16 protein-coding genes are annotated in these 15,446 nt (G+C 68.0%); 7 read left to right on the top strand and 9 right to left on the bottom strand.

Features of this window, described 5'->3' with window-relative positions:
- Nucleotides 1-3: 3 nt before the first annotated feature.
- Nucleotides 4-3,405, top strand: coding sequence for a tetratricopeptide repeat protein (locus tag LTV02_RS18965; RefSeq protein ID WP_233041229.1), 3,402 nt, complete (start codon nucleotides 4-6; stop codon nucleotides 3,403-3,405).
- A 2-nt stretch (nucleotides 3,406-3,407) separates the two neighbouring features.
- Here LTV02_RS18965 and LTV02_RS18960 read toward each other — a convergent pair whose 3' ends face one another.
- From LTV02_RS18960 to LTV02_RS18940, 5 genes are all read right to left on the bottom strand, one after another.
- A complete protein-coding gene (locus LTV02_RS18960; RefSeq protein ID WP_233041228.1) occupies nucleotides 3,408-4,784 on the bottom strand; it encodes an ABC1 kinase family protein in 1,377 nt (458 codons plus the stop codon).
- A gap of 184 nt (nucleotides 4,785-4,968) precedes the next feature.
- Entirely contained in the window at nucleotides 4,969-5,991 is a 1,023-nt protein-coding gene (locus LTV02_RS18955) for an alpha/beta hydrolase (RefSeq protein ID WP_233041227.1), read from the bottom strand.
- A gap of 41 nt (nucleotides 5,992-6,032) precedes the next feature.
- A complete protein-coding gene (locus LTV02_RS18950) occupies nucleotides 6,033-6,842 on the bottom strand; it encodes an SAM-dependent methyltransferase (RefSeq protein WP_233041226.1) in 810 nt (269 codons plus the stop codon).
- 73 nt (nucleotides 6,843-6,915) lie between these two features.
- The gene (locus tag LTV02_RS18945) at nucleotides 6,916-8,400 is read right to left on the bottom strand and encodes a hypothetical protein (protein WP_233041225.1); all 1,485 of its coding nucleotides are present in this window, start codon (nucleotides 8,398-8,400) and stop codon (nucleotides 6,916-6,918) included.
- Between the two features lie 55 nt (nucleotides 8,401-8,455).
- Complete coding sequence (locus LTV02_RS18940) at nucleotides 8,456-9,253, bottom strand: DUF1460 domain-containing protein (RefSeq protein ID WP_233041224.1); 798 nt, start codon at nucleotides 9,251-9,253, stop codon at nucleotides 8,456-8,458.
- 205 nt (nucleotides 9,254-9,458) lie between these two features.
- Here LTV02_RS18940 and LTV02_RS18935 point away from each other — a divergent pair, with 205 nt between their 5' ends.
- Entirely contained in the window at nucleotides 9,459-10,256 is a 798-nt protein-coding gene (locus LTV02_RS18935) for an LppP/LprE family lipoprotein (protein ID WP_233041223.1), read from the top strand.
- Here the strand turns inward: LTV02_RS18935 and LTV02_RS18930 are convergent.
- Nucleotides 10,253-10,684 carry a DoxX family protein gene (locus LTV02_RS18930; RefSeq protein ID WP_233041222.1) on the bottom strand — a complete coding sequence of 144 codons (432 nt, stop codon included), beginning with the start codon at nucleotides 10,682-10,684 and terminating at the stop codon, nucleotides 10,253-10,255. The genes LTV02_RS18935 and LTV02_RS18930 overlap by 4 nt on opposite strands.
- 98 nt (nucleotides 10,685-10,782) lie before the next feature.
- Between LTV02_RS18930 and LTV02_RS18925 the strand changes: the two genes are divergently transcribed.
- Entirely contained in the window at nucleotides 10,783-11,346 is a 564-nt protein-coding gene (locus tag LTV02_RS18925; protein ID WP_067721422.1) for a TetR/AcrR family transcriptional regulator, read from the top strand.
- 7 nt (nucleotides 11,347-11,353) lie between these two features.
- Here the strand turns inward: LTV02_RS18925 and LTV02_RS18920 are convergent, their stop codons facing one another.
- Nucleotides 11,354-11,644 carry a hypothetical protein gene (locus LTV02_RS18920; RefSeq protein WP_067721423.1) on the bottom strand — a complete coding sequence of 97 codons (291 nt, stop codon included), beginning with the start codon at nucleotides 11,642-11,644 and terminating at the stop codon, nucleotides 11,354-11,356.
- Nucleotides 11,645-11,796: 152 nt separating this feature from the next.
- Between LTV02_RS18920 and LTV02_RS18915 the strand changes: the two genes are divergently transcribed.
- Together LTV02_RS18915 and LTV02_RS18910 are read left to right on the top strand one after the other, a co-directional pair.
- A complete protein-coding gene (locus tag LTV02_RS18915) occupies nucleotides 11,797-12,693 on the top strand; it encodes a helix-turn-helix domain-containing protein (protein WP_233041221.1) in 897 nt (298 codons plus the stop codon).
- Nucleotides 12,683-12,871, top strand: coding sequence for a DUF397 domain-containing protein (locus LTV02_RS18910; protein WP_233041220.1), 189 nt, complete (start codon nucleotides 12,683-12,685; stop codon nucleotides 12,869-12,871). Before LTV02_RS18915 ends, LTV02_RS18910 begins: the two co-directional genes overlap by 11 nt.
- Here the strand turns inward: LTV02_RS18910 and LTV02_RS18905 are convergent.
- Both LTV02_RS18905 and LTV02_RS18900 read right to left on the bottom strand, forming a co-directional pair.
- A complete protein-coding gene (locus LTV02_RS18905) occupies nucleotides 12,866-13,729 on the bottom strand; it encodes a sigma-70 family RNA polymerase sigma factor (RefSeq protein WP_233041219.1) in 864 nt (287 codons plus the stop codon). The two genes, LTV02_RS18910 and LTV02_RS18905, sit on opposite strands and share 6 nt — an antisense overlap.
- Nucleotides 13,726-14,118, bottom strand: coding sequence for a VOC family protein (locus LTV02_RS18900; RefSeq protein ID WP_233041218.1), 393 nt, complete (start codon nucleotides 14,116-14,118; stop codon nucleotides 13,726-13,728). The genes LTV02_RS18905 and LTV02_RS18900 overlap by 4 nt, the downstream gene beginning before the upstream one ends.
- A gap of 156 nt (nucleotides 14,119-14,274) precedes the next feature.
- On the opposite strand from LTV02_RS18900, the gene LTV02_RS18895 reads away from it, so the two are divergent.
- Together LTV02_RS18895 and LTV02_RS18890 are read left to right on the top strand one after the other, a co-directional pair.
- Nucleotides 14,275-14,724 carry a hypothetical protein gene (locus LTV02_RS18895; RefSeq protein WP_233041217.1) on the top strand — a complete coding sequence of 150 codons (450 nt, stop codon included), beginning with the start codon at nucleotides 14,275-14,277 and terminating at the stop codon, nucleotides 14,722-14,724.
- Between the two features lie 103 nt (nucleotides 14,725-14,827).
- Entirely contained in the window at nucleotides 14,828-15,316 is a 489-nt protein-coding gene (locus tag LTV02_RS18890; RefSeq protein ID WP_233041216.1) for a hypothetical protein, read from the top strand.
- The last annotated feature ends 130 nt before the right edge of the window (nucleotides 15,317-15,446 follow it).

Here is a 15,446-nt window from a genome sequence, read left to right as displayed (position 1 = left end):
AGGATGACCGAATTGTTCGAGGCCGCCGGGAACCCGACCCTGGATCAGGTGGTGCGGACCACCAAGGCGCGATTGCGCGGCACCCGGGGACTGCCGACCATCCAGCGGATCAGCGACTGGCGCTCGGGTAAGAACGTGCCGGCGCGGTTCGGCTCGCTGGAACCGGTGCTGGCGACGCTGTTCTACCTGGCGCAGGCCCGCAAGGAGCCGATCGCTGCGGGCCTGTCGAATGTCGTTGCGTGGCAGCGGCTGTGGGAGGCCGCCGTGGTCGAGGCGGGACCGAGCACGGCGCCCGCCGCACCGGCCCCGGCCGAGCGCGAGCCGATGCCGCCGCGGCCCACCCTGACCGACACCCTGCCGCGCGATGTGGAGACGCTGATCGGGCGGGAAGCGGAACTGGAGCGGATTCTCGCGGTCGCGGGCGCGGGCCGGGTGGTGTCCATCCACACCATCGACGGCATGCCCGGGATCGGCAAGACGGCGCTGGCGACCCGCGTCGCGCACCGGCTCGCGGACCAGTTCCCGGACGGGCGCTTCTTCGTGAACCTGCACGCGCACACCGCCGGGCAGCCGGCCGCCAAACCCATCGACGTATTGGGCGGGCTGCTCACCGATCTGGGCATCGATCCGCGCAATATCCCGGACAGCCTGGACAATCGGCGCAGCCTGTGGCGAGATCGGGTGGCGGGCAAGCGGATTCTGCTGGTGCTCGACGACGCGCAGGATCACGCGCAGGTCGAGCCGCTGCTGCCGAACGGGCCCGGCTGCCTGACCTTGATCACCTCGCGCCGCCGCCTGGTCGCGCTGGACGGGTCGCAGCCCTTCGCCCTGGACACCCTCGATCCGGACAAGGCGGCGGAGCTGTTCCGGACGCTGGCCCGGCGACCACTCGGCGCCGGTGACGATGCCGCGGTGGCCGAGATCGCCCGGCTGTGCGGTTATCTGCCGCTGGCCATCGTGCTGCTGGCGGGGCGGCTGGCCCATCACGCCTCCTGGACCATCGCGCAGATGGCCGACGATCTGGCCATGGCACAGGACCGGCTGGGCGAGCTGGAAGCGGGGGAGCGCGCCGTCTATGCCGCGTTCACCATGTCGTACCAGGATCTGCCGCCGGAACGGCAGCGCTTGTTCCGGCGGCTGAGCCTGCATCCCGGACCGGATATCGACAGCTATGCCACGGCCGTGCTGGACGATATTCCGGTGAGCGCGGCCCGGCGTGAACTGGATGCGCTGTTCACCGATCACCTGCTGGACGAACCCGCGGGCGGCCGCTATCGCATGCACGATCTGCTGCGTGAGTTCGCGCTCGCGCTGGCCGGGGCGGATCCGCTCGACGAGCGCCGCGCCGTGGTGGATCGGCTGCTGGATCACTATCAGCACATCGGGGAACAGGCGGATCGGTACCTCGCGGGGGACACCCATCCCAAACCCGTCGCCGACGCGGAACCGGCTGCCGCGTCGCATTTCTCGAACCGCACCCAGGCCCTGGCCTGGCTGCGGGCCGAGCGCGGCAACCTGCTCGGTTGCCTGGAATACGCCGCCGCGCGGCATCAATCGGCGCGGGTGGTCGGGCTGACCAGCATTCTGTCCGGGCTGTTGCGGCTGGACGGACCGTGGTCGCTGGCCATCAAGCTGCATCGGCGGGCGGCCACCATCGCCGAGCACAGCGGGGATCTGGTGGGGACGGCCGACGCGCTCAACGATCTCGGGCTGGTGCGGTACGCGTCCGGTGACTATCCCGGGACGGCGGATCTGGTGCGGCAGGCCCTGACCATCTATCAGGAGATCGGCGACCGGGTCGGGCAGGCGCACGCGCTCAGCAGCCTGGGCCGATTGGGTTACGCGACAGGCGATTACCCGGGCACCGCCGAACTGCTGCGGCAGGCGCTCGCCATCTACGAGCAGGTCGGCGACCGCGGCGGGCAGGCGTACGCGCTCATCGGGATGGGCGTGGTGCGGTACACCATCGGCGACTATCCGGGCACCGGTGACCAGATGCGCCGGGCCGCCGCGCTTTTCGACGAGATCGGGGACCGGTTCGGGGCGGCGTACGCGCTGCACGAGCGCGGCGTCGTCACCTATGCGACCGGCGACTACGAGACGGCCGGCGTGCTGGTGGGGCAGGCGCTGGAGAGCTATCGCGAGCTGGGTGACCGCTTCGCCGAGGCGTATGCGCTCAATGACCTGGTGGCGGTGCGTTTCGCGACCGGCGACTATCCCGGGGTGGCGGAGCTGCTCGGGCAGGCCCTGGACATCCACCGGGAGATCGGGGACCGGCTGGGCGAGGCGTACGCCCTGGGCAGCCTGGGGCGGCTGGGGCATGCGGTCGGTGATCTGCCGGGGGCCGCGAACCGGATGGAGCAGGCGCTGGCCATCTTCCGGGAGATCGGGGACCGGGTGGGGCAGGCGTACGTGCTCAACGATCTGAGCCTGGTCCGGCATTCGACCGGGGCGTACGGGGTGGCCGCCGAGCGCATGCAGGAGGGGCTGGCCATCTTTCAGGAAATCGGCGATCGGGCGGGGGAGGCCTACACGCTCATCGCGCTGGGGCTGGTGCGGTACGCGGGCGGCGATTACGCGGGTGCCGAAGGCCCGATGACGCGGGCGCTCGACATCTTCCAGGCCATCGGCGATCGGGTCGGGGAGGCGTACGCGCTGTGCAGCCTGGGCCGGCTGAGCTTCGTGGCGGGCGATCAGACCGTCGCGGTGGAACGCCTGGGGCGGGCGCTGGGCATCTTCCAGGAGATCGGGGACCGGGTCGGGGAGGCGTACGCGCTGAGCAGCCTGAGCCGATTGCGCTTCGCCGCCGGGGATTCCGCGCGCAGCGAGGAGCTGGTGCGCCGGGCGCTGGGCATCTACGAGGAGATCGGGGACCGGTTCGGGCAGGCGTTCGCGCGAGCCGGGCTGGCCATCCTGCTGCACACCATCGGCGATCATCCCGCCGCCACCGCGGAATTGGAGACCGCGCTCGATATCTTCCAGCGCATCGGCGACCGGGTCAGCCAGGGGTACGCCTATATCGGGCTGGGGCTGCTGCGCTATCAGGCCGGGGACTATGTCGGTGCGGCGGCGCTCGCCGAGCAGGCGCCGGTGCTCTTCCGGGAGATCGGGGACCGCCTCGGCGAGGCGTACGCGTTCCTCGGTTTGGGCCTGTTGCGTTATCAGGCAGGCGATTACGCGGGCGTCGCCGATCTGGTGCGCCGGTACCTGGCGGCCTTCCGGGAACTCGGGGAGGACCCGGACCAGGAGGACATGGTCGAGCGGATCAGCGCGCTGTGGGATCTCAGTTCGCCGCAGGACGCGGTGGTCTCCTATATCGATGCCACCCGGCTGGTGCGCGAGATCCAGGTGCGGTGGAAGAAGCGGCGCGTCTGGCGGGATCTGCCGGTGCCCGACACCCGTTAGTGTCACGGTTGCCGCGCCAGCCGCCAATCCCGGTGCAGGCGACCGAGTTCCGTGACCGGCGGGTCGCCGTAGATCCACTCGCGGGCGATGCGATGCCAGTTCGCGGTGGCGCGCAGCTGCCCGAGCGTGCCGCAGGTCCAGAAGTCGGTGCGGCGGGTGAACAGGTGCTCCGGCGGCAGCAGCTGGCGGTGCATGCCCTCGAACTCCGAGAGCCTGGGATCGATGGCGTGCAGGAACGCCCCGCACGCCAGTTCCGGGTCGAGCGCCAATTCCTCGTCGATCAGGCACCATTCGCCGGCGGCGAGGAAGTACTCGTAGCAGGCGCGCGGGGTGACGCTGTCCGCGTCGCTGATCACGCCGCGCTCGACCATGAGCCGGTACAGATCGTCGGAGCGGTCCTCGGCGGTGGCGCGCTGGCATTCGGCCTCGAAGGCGATGTGCTCGGCCGACATGCGTTTGTACAGGCCGAAATCCAGGAACACCACCTTGCCGTCCGCGCGCAGCAGCACATTGCCGGGGTGCGGGTCGCCGCAGAACTCCGCGAACTCGTGCAGCGAACCCATGTAGTAGCGGTAGATGATCTCGCCGACCCGATCGCGTTCGGCGTCGGGCAGTTCGCGGATGGCGTCGAAGTCCAGCCCCGGCGCGTACTCCGTCACCAGCACCCGGGCCGTGCTCAACTCCGGAAACGCCTGCGGCACAGCGATGAACGGGTGGTCGGCGTAGCGCCGGGCCACCTCCTGCTGGGTGCGCGCTTCCTCCACGTAGTCGAGTTCCTTCGACAGGCTCGAGCGCAGTTCCTCCAGCAGGGCGGTGGTGAACCCGGGCAGCAAGGGCCGCAACATGACTCGCAGGAGGCCCAGGTTGCGCAGATCTGCCCGGACCGCCTGATCGATGCCGGGATACTGCACCTTGACCGCCACCCGGGTGCCGTCGAAAAGCCTTGCGCGATAAACCTGTCCGATGGATGCGGCGGCGATCGGCTCCGGCTCGAACTCGGCGAACAGCTCGGCCAGCGGCTTGTCCAGGTCCTCCTCGATCACGCCGCGCATCTCCTCGAAGCCCGCCGCCGGGGCGTGATCGAAAAGCACCGCGAGCGTGCGCTGGAACGCCTCGCGCTGCTCCGGCGGCACCAGATCCACATCCAGCAGCGACAGCAATTGCCCCAGCTTCATGGTCAAGCCCTTGAGCTCCCCGAACACCCCCACCAGTTCCTGCGCCATCCGCAGCACCGATTCATCGGCCAGCCGCTCGCGTACCTCCGCAGACCGCCCCAGCATGGCGATTCTGGTGCGCCGCTTGCGCATCGCCTGCGCGGCCACCGCCGCACCGAGCTTGGAGCCGCGGGCGAACCGCGAAGTCGGAACCGGTTTCGCCATCAGCGCCCCTCCCAATCCGAAGCGTGCGGTCACGGTCTCCCACCAGCATGATCGCACCTTTCCGGCGGCGTCGCGCCCGCTCGGCGCGAGGCCGCCGGCGCTCGCGCGGATCATGCAGGCAGACAGGGATTTCCGGACCGGAAAACCGGCCTCCGCTCCGGAATTCCGGAGCGGAACTCCGGCATCAGCCCGAGATCGACCGCATCCAGTCGATGACGGCCTGCTGGTAGTCGGTGGTGTTGCGGGCCAGGTTGATCGCGTGACCGCTACCAGCCAGGACGAAGGTGCGCAGGCGGGCGGATTGCGAGAAGTACTGGGATTCAGCGGTGTAGAGGGCGGCGGCGTCGGTGCAGATGGCGAAGGCGGTGCCGCAGGCGAGGCGGTCCTTGCTGCCGTTGACCAGCATGACGGGCGCGGTGATGTTCGCGGACGGGCCGGGCAGGGTGTAGACGAGGCCGTCGGGATATTCGCTGAGGGAGAAGGTCTCCTTGGTGGCTTCGTCGAGAGCCACCACTTCGGGATCGAAATTGCCTTCGCCGAAGAAGTCCTGTTCGCGGGTGCCGGGCCGGGTGGTGAGGTAGCCGGCGTCGAGACCGCGGCCCGCGAAGACCGGGTCCTCGACGGCCTGATGGTAGGTGCTGATGACGCCGAGGACGTCGGCGATGCTGAGGGCGTGCGAGTAGCCGGTGAGCAGGACGCCGTCCACATCGTGGTAGGTGGTGGCCTCCTGGACGGAGGTGCTGGAACTCAGCGAATGGCCGGCGATCACCACCTTCGCGAAGGGTTTGTTGCCCGCGAGTCCGGCCCGCAGGCCCTGCACCATGGTGTGCTGGGCTTCCGCCGTGGCTCCGGCGGTCAGTGACAGGCTGAACGGGTGGGTGCTCGCGCCGTTGCCGAGACGGTCCGCGGTGAGGGTCGCGTAACCGGCGCGGTTCATGGCCTGGCGGAAGTTGTAGGTTTCGGGCTGATAGGACCAATCCCAATACGTGGCGTTGTAATTCGAGCCGGACACCAGCACCATCACGGTGTCGGCGGTCCCGCTCGCGGGCAGGCACAGGGTGGAGGCGATGGTGCCCTGCGGGATCTGGATGGCGATGTCCTGACAGCCCCCGGACGCTGCCGCCGGAGCGGCCTGCACGGTCAGCGGGGTGCCGGAAAACAGGATCGCCGCCGCCGCGGCGGCCAGTGCGCGGACCGATATCTGCACGCGATGAACTCCCTTTGGAATGGTCAGGCGTTCGGAACGATCTACGGTTGCCGGTCCCGCCGGCCGGGGCGCAGAATGGCCGCCAGCAGTACCAGATTGGTGTCGGGCAGGTCGTCGCCCAGCCATTCCTGCACCTTCACCAGCCCGGGCTCGACCTGCTCGTACCCTTCGATGAAGCTCGCCACCACATCCGGCGTCCGGAACACCGCCTGCGCGGAACTGCGCACCAGATCCGTCTTGGACTGCGCGATGAACTCGTCCTGCGTCGTGGTGGAGGCGTGCGTGAAGGCCAGCACACTGCCCGGCGCCATCACCTCCAGGAACCGGTCGAAGATCTGCTCGGGATGCTCGTCGTCCATGACGAAATGCAGTACGCCGACAATGAGGATCGCCACCGGCTGTGCGAAGTCGATCTGCTCCTCGTCGCGCAGCCGCGCGATGAGCTCGTCTATGCGGCGCACGTCGGCGAGCATGGTGGTGACGCCCTTCGTGCCGGACAGCAGCGCATTGCTGTGCACGTGCACGACCGGGTCGTAATCGATGGACACCACCCGCGCCGCCGGTTGGATCTCCTGCGCCACCTCGTGCACATTGGGCGAGATGGGAATGCCCGCACCGACATCGATGAACTGCAGAATCCCTTCCTCCGCAGCGAATTTCACGGCGCCGAGCAGGAATTTGCGGCTGAACCAGGCTTGCGTGCGGGTATCGGGCGCGACCAGCAGCATGCGCTGCGCGGCCGCCTGGTCCACCTCGTAGTTGTCCTTGCCGCCGAGCAAGTAGTTGTACAGCCGCGCCGCGTTCGGCTTCGTGGGGTCGACGCCGACCGGTACCCGCTTCGCTTCCGACACCGCACCTCCCCTCGATATCCCTGCTGATCGTAACAATTTCGTGCTGTTCGCTACGGGAAACGCCGGGCCCGGGTCAATTTCTCGCAACCGTCAGTTTGGCGAGACTGTATGCGAGATCCAGGTTGTCGACGGTGGCGAGGTGGGCGGGTGGGGTGATGGGCAGTTCGAGATTTCGGAGACCGTCCAGTAGGGCGAGGTGCAGGGCCCAGGAGACGGCGGGCGGCTCGTCCAGGATCGGCGTGAGGGCGCGAATCTCGTTGGCCGCCTGGAGATCTACCAGGTCGTGGATGGCTTCGTAGCGGACGTCCTCGCGGCTGTCGGTGCGGGCCAGGTCGACGAGTTGCTCCCGCAAACCGTTGCCAGGCGTGTGCGCGACGTAGGTGCGCAGGGCCTCCTGGGCGGAGATGCCGGTCGCGGTGGACAGGTATCGCCAGGCGCATTCGGCCACGGCGGGGTCCGGCGGTACCGAAGCCAGGTGGTAGACGGCCGATTTGCGGACCGAGAAGCTGCGGTCGCGGGTCAGTTCCAGGAGTGCTTCGGTAGCGGACCAATCGGACAAAGCGGTGGCTGCGATCTCGCGGACCAGCGGATCTGGGTGGGTGGTGAGCCGAACGGTCAAGCGCGGCCGGGCATCTGGAGTGAAGGCGTTCCAGTCGAGGCCGCGCAGGGTGCGATCGCGGTCGAGCCAATCGCCGTCCGGATCGTCGAGCAGTTCCAGTAGCGCGGTTTCCGACAGGGTGTACGGCGTGGAACGGGTGAGGGGAGTGGGTGTGCCGGGATTCTCGTCCGATTCCTCCGGTTCCGGGTGAATCAGGTCGTCGGTCGGCCGCAGCCAGTCGCGCAGTGGCGCAAGCTTTTGCGAATTGGCGGCGGCGTCTTCGAAATGCCAGCTCAATTCCTCGAACGAGTCGGTGGCGGCGGCGCGCACTCGTTCGTCACCGTGCCCGCGCAGTTCGGCGATCGTCCGCAGCGCCCGGCGGGTGGGGTAGTAGCGCAGGGTGTCGAGCGCCGCGGCCGCCACCTCGTGGTCGGCGTCGTGCGCGGTGTCGAGGAGCCCGTCCTCGGCTGCCACGGGTTCTTCCCACAGCAGGGTGCGCGCCGCGGTCCAGCGGATCTCCGGATTCCGGTGTCGCAGCGCCCGGATCAGGGTGGGCATGAATCCGGCCTCGCCGAACCCGAAAGCCATCGACGCCAAGGCGGCGGCCTGGAGCGGATGGGTGTCGTCCCCGGCCACCGGGATCACGATGTCCGCCTCGCCGCGGAGCATGAGGCCCAGCGCGTGCCGCCGCACCACCGGATCGCCACTCGCCCACCAGTTTCGGCGCGATTCGCCGGTGGTGATGTCGTCGAATCCGGACACCACCTCGGAGGCGCGGGTGCGGACGTCGATCGGCAATCGGGTATCGAGCACCATGGCCGTCAGCGGTTCGATGCTCCGGTAGTCCTCGGTGCGGGCGAGCGTGTCGAATGCCGCCGCTCGCTCATCCTCCGGAGTCGCGATCGCACCGGCCACGGCCAGCAGGTCGAAGGTCCGGCTCCGGTCGCGCTCGCTGCCCATGCTGTTCAGGATGGCATGCCGTGTGAGTCCCCGCAGCCAGCGGAAACGCCGATTCTCAGGGCCGCAGCACCACGATGCCCGGCACCGTGTTCAGGTACTCCCGCAGCGGTGTGTCGACGACCTGATTGTTGGCCGCCAGCGACGAGGCGTTGCGGAACACCGTCCCGCTGTTGGTCTTCACGATGATCCCGGTGTGGGTGACGTCGAGCCCCGGCTGGTCGGTGTACGCGCCCACGTAGTCGCCGGTGCGCAGCCCGCCGATCACCTGGTCGGTGACGGCGGCGCTGGGGATGTAGGTGATGTTGCGGTCGACCACCGGCAGGCCCGGCAAATAGTTGCCGCCGTCGGCCTTGGCGTTGAGATGCTTGCCGACGGTCACCGCGGCACCGGTCAGCGTGCCGGTGATATCGCTGGCCACGGTCTTGGGGACCTGCGCCCAGTCGGTGAAGAAATGCTTGCGATGGGTGAAGTCGACCTGGCCGCCCGCGTACCGGGTGTCGATCAGGTTCGCCACGAACTGGTTCCGGTCGCTCGAACGGGTCAGCGCCTCCACGTAGTCGAGGAAGGTGAAGCAGTCCACCCGGCGCAGATCGATGACCAGCTGTTCGGCCTGGGAAGCCGAGCCGACGAGCATGTTCGCGCCGTAGGGGGTGCCGAGGAACTGCCCCGAGAGCAGATCGGTGAGTTCGCCTTTGCTCGCTCCGGCCGCGGCCGCGCGCAGGGCGATGAGCTCGTCCACCTTGCGGGCGGTGGCGTCGTCCATGTTCGCTTCGGCGTGCGCGCGGACCGGCAGCAGCACGGCGGCGCAGACGATGACCAGCCCGGCCAGCAGTACGCGTGTGATGGAGCGCAAGGGTCCTCCCCGCGGTTGGATCGGATGAACGTGCTCCACGGTAGCCGAGGTTTTGGGGGCAGTCGTTAGCCGTAACAACTATTCGGCGGGTCGGCGATACCCGGGTAGTCCTCCCGGAGGCACGGGACGGGGGTCCCGCTGTCGATCGGATTCGCGGTGGAGGACAGCGGTATCCGATTGGTTGGCAGAACCCGAGGGGTCTTCGATGAAGCGCAAGTCAGCGGTATTCGCCGTGCTCGCGGCCGGTGTGATGGCGGTCAGCGGCTGTGGCGACAACTCCGCGTCGCAGGCGGGCGGGACGAGTTCCGCCGGCGGCAAGGGGACCTCGGTGGTGGCGACCAGCGCGGCCGGCGGGAACGGCGGCGGGACCCAGGGCGGGACCGGTGGTGGTTCGCAGGGTGGAGTCGGCGGGGGCTCGCAGGGAGGATCCGGATCCGATGGAAGCGGTTCCGGCGCAGGTGGTTCCGGTTCCGGTCAGGGCGGATCGGGCTCCGATGGTTCGGGTTCCGCGCCGGTGACCCAGGGTGAGCAGTCCGGCGGCGCGCCCGCTACCACCAAGCAGACGGCGTCCCCGGTCGCCGCGCCCAACGGCAGCGGTCACGGGCTGTGCTTCGACGTGAATTCCGGTTTGGCCAATGAGGCCGTGAAGTCTTTGAAGGCAACGACTTCCGGCGGCTGGAATGTCGAGGGCGGTAGCGGCGACGCCATCGCCGACGGTTGCGATGGCGTCCTGTCGTACATGTACGTCAGTTCCGGCAATATCCACCCGTACTACCACGTCCTGTACTTCACCGGCGGCAAGTATCTCGGCACCGCGAGCTTGAACCCGTTCACCTACACCGAGGTGCTCGGCAAGACCCGCACCAGCGTCACGCTGCGCTATCGCTGGATCAAGTCCAACGATGCGCTGTGCTGCCCCTCGGGCGGCCCGAGCGATGTGGTGTTCACGCTGAACGGGACCAAGATCCAGGCGAACGGGGAGTTCCCGCCGACCACCGGCTAGAACGCGGCGAGTACGCATGCGCCGATGAAGACGACCTGCACGACCGTGCGCACGGGGAGCGGCATCGTCTTGATGCCGATGCCCCGGCGGGCGGCGCGGACGTTCGCGGGGAACATGATCAGCAGCAGCAGGGCGAGGCAGGCGGCGGCGAGCGGGGCGGCCCACGGGATCAGCAGGCCGATCGCGCCGGCCGCTTCCAGGATGCCGGTGAGCGTCACCATGGCCGCCGGATTCGGGAACTGCGGCGGCACCATGGCGATGAGCCCGTTCCGCCGCGGCTGCTGGAAGTGCGCGAGCATGGTGAGCGCGAACATGACCGCCAGGCCGATGCGCACGGCATGCGGCCACGAGTCCAGCCAGTCCACGCCCGCCCAGCCCGCGATACGGGCGACTGCGGTGACGACGAAGAGAGCGATGAGCGGTGCCATGGGGGGCTCCTGAGGATCGAGCAAGCATCTTGACAGTGGAAAGATTAGGTCCGACCGGGGAACTTGTCAATGTCTAGATTCTGCGGGACGATCGACCCGTGACCAAGAACGCCTACCACCACGGCGACCTGCGAGCCTCCCTGCTGAATGCCGCGGCCGAGCAGATCGCCACCGAGGGCATCGACTCCGTCTCGCTGCGCGCGCTCGCTCAGCGCGTGGGCGTCTCGCACGCCGCTCCCGCCCATCACTTCGGTAATCGCCAGGGGCTGCTCACCGAGCTGGCCATTCAGGGCTTCGAGCTGCTCGCGGCCGAACTCCGTTCCGCCACCGGCGATTTCCGTGAGGTGGCGCTCGCCTACATTCGCTTCGCCCGCACCCACCCCGGCCATTTCGACGTCATGTACCGCCATGATCTGCTGCGCGCCGACGACGAACGCCTGGCCGCCGCCCGCCGCGACTCCGGCGCCGAACTCCGTTCCGGCGTGGGCAGACTCGAGATCTCCGCCGATTCCCGCCCCGCCGCGTCCCTGGCCGCCTGGTCCCTGGTCCACGGCTTCGCCTCGCTCTGGCGCGAAGGGGCGCTGGTGGATTCGTCCTTCGCCGGCGAAGACCCGGAGACCCTCGCCCGGGCGATGGTCGCCGCCGTCGAGTTCACCGGGTAACCGGCGCTCAGTCGACCAGGACGCTGCCGAGCAGCAGTGTGTAAATCGCGGCGTCCCAGGGTGCCGCGTCGGTTCCGGGCAGAATCGCGTCGAGCAGCGGGGCTCGCACGAGACTGCCCGCCCCGTAATGCCCCGTGGTGCGGGCGCTCGCCAGCAGGGCCTGGATGGTCGCCGCGTAGATGTGAGCCCGCGGGGCGATGACGGTGACCCCGGCGGATTCGAGGGTGACCAGTCGGCTTTCGACGGCTTCTATGACTTCGCGCAGAACGCGAATCTCGGTGTCGCGCATGCTGTCCATGCAGTCAGCAGACCACCGGCGCACCGTGGGGAAGCGCGGAAACGGGATCCCGGAATCAACTCTCCCATTTGCCCACGAGACGACCCGAGATCGCGGTACAACGGACCCACGTTCTATCCATAGCTGATTCGAATCAGTAGGCGGGGACTCCGATGGACGGTACGGACGATCATGAAGGCTCGGCGTCGACGCTGCCGAGGCGGCAGCTGGGACGATTCCTGCGCGAGGAGCGTGAAAAGAACGGCCTGACAATCGAAGCCACCGCCAAGCTGGCCGATTTGTCCAAGTCCGCCTTGCAGCGGATCGAGGCGGGCCGCAATCAACGGGTACGCAAGCAGGATGTGCGCGCGTTGTGCCAGGTGTACGACGTCGGCGCGGAGGACACCGAGCAGGCGGTCGAACTCGCCGTACAGGCGCGAACACACGGCTGGTACCACGCCTTCGGCGGCCTGTTCAGCGACGAATTCAATATGTATGTGGGTCTGGAAGCCTCGGCCCGGCAACTCATCGTCTACCACGAACAAGTCCCGGGCCTGCTGCAAACCCGGGACTACGCACGGCAGTTGATCAGCGCCTTCTATCGCGAAGGCACGCCGGAGGACATCGATCGCCGAGTCGAGTTGCGGATGCGGCGGCAGCGGATCATCACCCGCAAGACGGCTCCGCTCGAATTGGAAGTGCTGCTGCACGAATCGGCCCTGCATCGCGTCATCGGCGGCAATCGCGTGATGTCGGTACAGCTCCGGCATCTCGCCGAAGCGGGCAAGCTCGCCAACGTCACCATTCGGATCAGCCCTTATACCGCCGGTATGGCCTGGGGCATCCTGCACGGGCAGTTCGTCCTCCTCGGTTTCGGTTCGCAAAGCCCGGTCGAGCCACCGCTCGTCTATCTCGAAGGCGGCCCGAGCAGCGACGTGTACATCGAGAAGCCCGCCGAGGTTCAGCGCTACCATGACCTGGCATCCGACATCCGGAGCACCGCACTCGACGAGAGTGCATCGCGAGACCTGTTGCGGCGGACGGCGAAGGAGTTCGACGGTGAGCATTGATCTGTCCAGCGCTCAATGGATCAAGAGCAGCTACAGCGAATCCGGCGGGCAATGCGTCGAGGTCGCGTTCCTGGCGAACGACGCTGTCGGAGTTCGTGATTCGAAGGACCCGCACGGCCCGGCGCTCGTTTTCAGCGCCGGGGAATGGGCTACCTTCCTCTCCGCTGTCGACTCATAGCCGGATCGCGGCGAGCTTGGCCGGATCCACCACGATGTGAATCGCGGTGATCCGCTCGCCGGTGACCTGGAATGCGATGACGGACAACGGGGTTCCGTCGGGACGCCAGGACATCTGGCCCGGGATTCCGTTCACCAGGACGGGGCGGTAGCGGGCGACCTCGCCGGAGAACATGCGCGCGCCGGAGGCGACGGCGGTGGCTCCGAGCGTGACGACCATGCCGTCCGGGGTGTCCACGGTCAGCCGGACATTCGGGTCCAGCACACGGAGCAGGGCTTCGAAGTTGCCGCCCAGGGCGGCGGCGCGGAAGGCTTGCACGACCTCGCGGTGATCGCGAGCGGGTTCGGCCGGGCGCTCCGGCGACTGAACTTTCCGGCGGGCGCGGCTGGCGAGCATCTTGGTGGCGGCCGTGGATTTTCCCAGTATCCGGGCGATTTCATCGAAGGGTACCGCGAACATGTCGTGTAGTACGAAAGCCAGGCGCTCGGCCGGAGCGAGCGAATCGAGCACGACCAGCATGGCCAGCCCGATCGAATCGGCCAGGGCCGCTTGCTCATCCGGGGTGGGCTCGTCGTCCGGCATCACCACCAGCGGTGAAAACTCCTGTCCATAAACGGTTTCGGGACGCGCGCTCCGGGAGCGCAGCACATCCAGACTGAGCCGCCCGACCACGGTGGTCAGCCAGCCCGGCAGATTGGCGATGGTTCCGGCGTCCTGCCGGACCAGCCGCAACCAGGCTTCCTGCACCACATCCTCGGCATCGGCGTGCGAGCCCAGCACGCGGTACGCGACGGCACGCAACCGGTCGCGCTGGGCTTCGAACACCTCGGTGACGAGGCCGGTGGGATCCCCGCTCACGACTTCCGCTGCTCACGCAGCGAAATCCGGTTCCCATCCGGATCGATCGCTTCGATACGCACCCCGAACGGGTACACCTCGGGCTCGTCCGTCAGGAATTGCACCCCACGCTCCCGCATGAGCTCGAAATCCTTTCGCAGATCCTCCGATTCGAGAATGACCGGCCCGGGCGGAGCGATCTCGCCCACCTGCGCGGGCTGCCCGGCGGCGGCCGCGTGCGCCCACAGAATGATCTCCACAGCACTCCCCGGCACCCCGACCGTCAGAAACCGCGCTTCCGGCCCAGGCGCATCGATCCGCTTCTCCAGCCCGAGCCCCTCGGTGTAGAACCGCAACGCCCGGTCCTGATCGGTCACGTAGATCGTCGTGTACATGATGTCGGTAAGCATCCTGCTCTCCACTTCGCGCATCGGTGCGACCGCGTATTCGGTCGTCTCACCTATGACGAGGGCCGGCGGCAGAAGGTAACAAAGCCGTGGCCCGGTGGCCGTACGCCATGTGCTCCGGACGAGTGCGAGATCGGGCCGGGCGCAATACCGTGGAGTATGCGTACTTTCGTGCACCTGCTGTTGTTCGCTTGCGCAATCGCCGTGGGGGTGGGGGCGTTCGGGCCGTTGGTGGGAACGGTGGATGCCCGGAATGTGGGGTTCGTGGATTTGCGGGACGGGTTCGGGTCGGGGCTTTCGCTGGGGCAGGTCGGGGGTGAGGAGCTGTCGTTTCCTACCACGTTGATCATGGTTTTACTGGGGGTGGCGGTGGTGATCCTGTTGGCGGCGTTGATCGGGTCGCGGGCTTTGGGATGGGTGGGGGTGCTGGTCGGGCTGGCGGCTTTGGGTGTGCTGGTGTGGCGGCTGGATGAACGGTTCGATCAGCAGTTGCGGGACGGGTGGCGGGATCTCGTCTCGGGTGCCTGGGGTTTGTATCTGGTCGGCGGGGGACTGGTGATTTCGCTGCTTCTGCTGCTGGTTCCGCGCGAGCGGCGCGCGGTGCCATAGCGGCACAGCGGGATTGCTAGCGGGGAATACGCTGCGCTGCCGGGAATGCTGTTAGCGTCGAATATCCATCGAGATCAATGATTACGAGGGGAGACGTCGACTTATGCCGCAGCGTGAGAAGGCATCGAAGAATTCGGTAATCGGCCGGGCAGCGGTCGCTTCGGCCGTGGTCGCGGCGGGTTTGCTTGCCGGGCAGGGCACGGCGTCCGCGGACTTCTCCGCCGAAGTGCCGATGAATTGCGTCGGGCTGAGCCCGAATATCGTGGACGTGCCCTATTCCGGCAAGGTCTACCTGGGGCAGTACAACGCCGGGCGGCCGGGGTGGACCTCGGTGACGGTGCACACCGGGGCCAGCATCTGGGGCGGTTACACCACCAATCCGACCATCACCTGGACCAATCTGAACACCGGCGTGACCGGGACCGCCAGCGGTTCGGCGCCGGTGTCGTCCATGTTCGGCACCGGCGCGCAGAACAACTTCGACGCCTGGGGCATCGGCGGCGGGCCGGTGCGCTTCGATCTGACGGTGGTGAACAGCGGTCTGGCGCCGGTGCCGGCGGTCAGCTGCTCGGGCACGATCGACGTTCCGTAGGCCGGTATTTCCCCTGCCCCGAACGATGGGGGCAGGGGAAGTCGGGGGTCACGAGCCGATAACGGGCAGGTCAGCGGGCCGATGTGCAGGGGTAGGTGCACAGAGGAGGAGACCTGGTGTCGGTTCGGGC

Source organism: Nocardia yamanashiensis (assembly GCF_021183565.1).
Taxonomy (GTDB): Bacteria; Actinomycetota; Actinomycetes; order Mycobacteriales; family Mycobacteriaceae; genus Nocardia; species Nocardia yamanashiensis.
The sequence above is the reverse complement of the archived record's forward strand: the minus strand, read 5'-3'. Positions and strand labels throughout refer to the sequence as shown.

Bases quoted from the DNA above. Each gene is read 5' to 3' on its own strand.
- LTV02_RS18945 (WP_233041225.1), bottom strand. From the start codon at position 8,400: ATGGGCAGCGAGCGCGACCGGAGCCGGACCTTCGACCTGCTGGCCGTG.
- LTV02_RS18935 (WP_233041223.1), top strand. From the start codon at position 9,459: ATGAAGCGCAAGTCAGCGGTATTCGCCGTGCTCGCGGCCGGTGTGATG.
- LTV02_RS18960 (WP_233041228.1), bottom strand. From the start codon at position 4,784: ATGGCGAAACCGGTTCCGACTTCGCGGTTCGCCCGCGGCTCCAAGCTC.
- LTV02_RS18900 (WP_233041218.1), bottom strand. From the start codon at position 14,118: ATGCTTACCGACATCATGTACACGACGATCTACGTGACCGATCAGGAC.
- LTV02_RS18965 (WP_233041229.1), top strand. From the start codon at position 4: ATGACCGAATTGTTCGAGGCCGCCGGGAACCCGACCCTGGATCAGGTG.
- LTV02_RS18920 (WP_067721423.1), bottom strand. From the start codon at position 11,644: ATGGACAGCATGCGCGACACCGAGATTCGCGTTCTGCGCGAAGTCATA.
- LTV02_RS18915 (WP_233041221.1), top strand. From the start codon at position 11,797: ATGGACGGTACGGACGATCATGAAGGCTCGGCGTCGACGCTGCCGAGG.
- LTV02_RS18895 (WP_233041217.1), top strand. From the start codon at position 14,275: ATGCGTACTTTCGTGCACCTGCTGTTGTTCGCTTGCGCAATCGCCGTG.
- LTV02_RS18890 (WP_233041216.1), top strand. From the start codon at position 14,828: ATGCCGCAGCGTGAGAAGGCATCGAAGAATTCGGTAATCGGCCGGGCA.
- LTV02_RS18930 (WP_233041222.1), bottom strand. From the start codon at position 10,684: ATGGCACCGCTCATCGCTCTCTTCGTCGTCACCGCAGTCGCCCGTATC.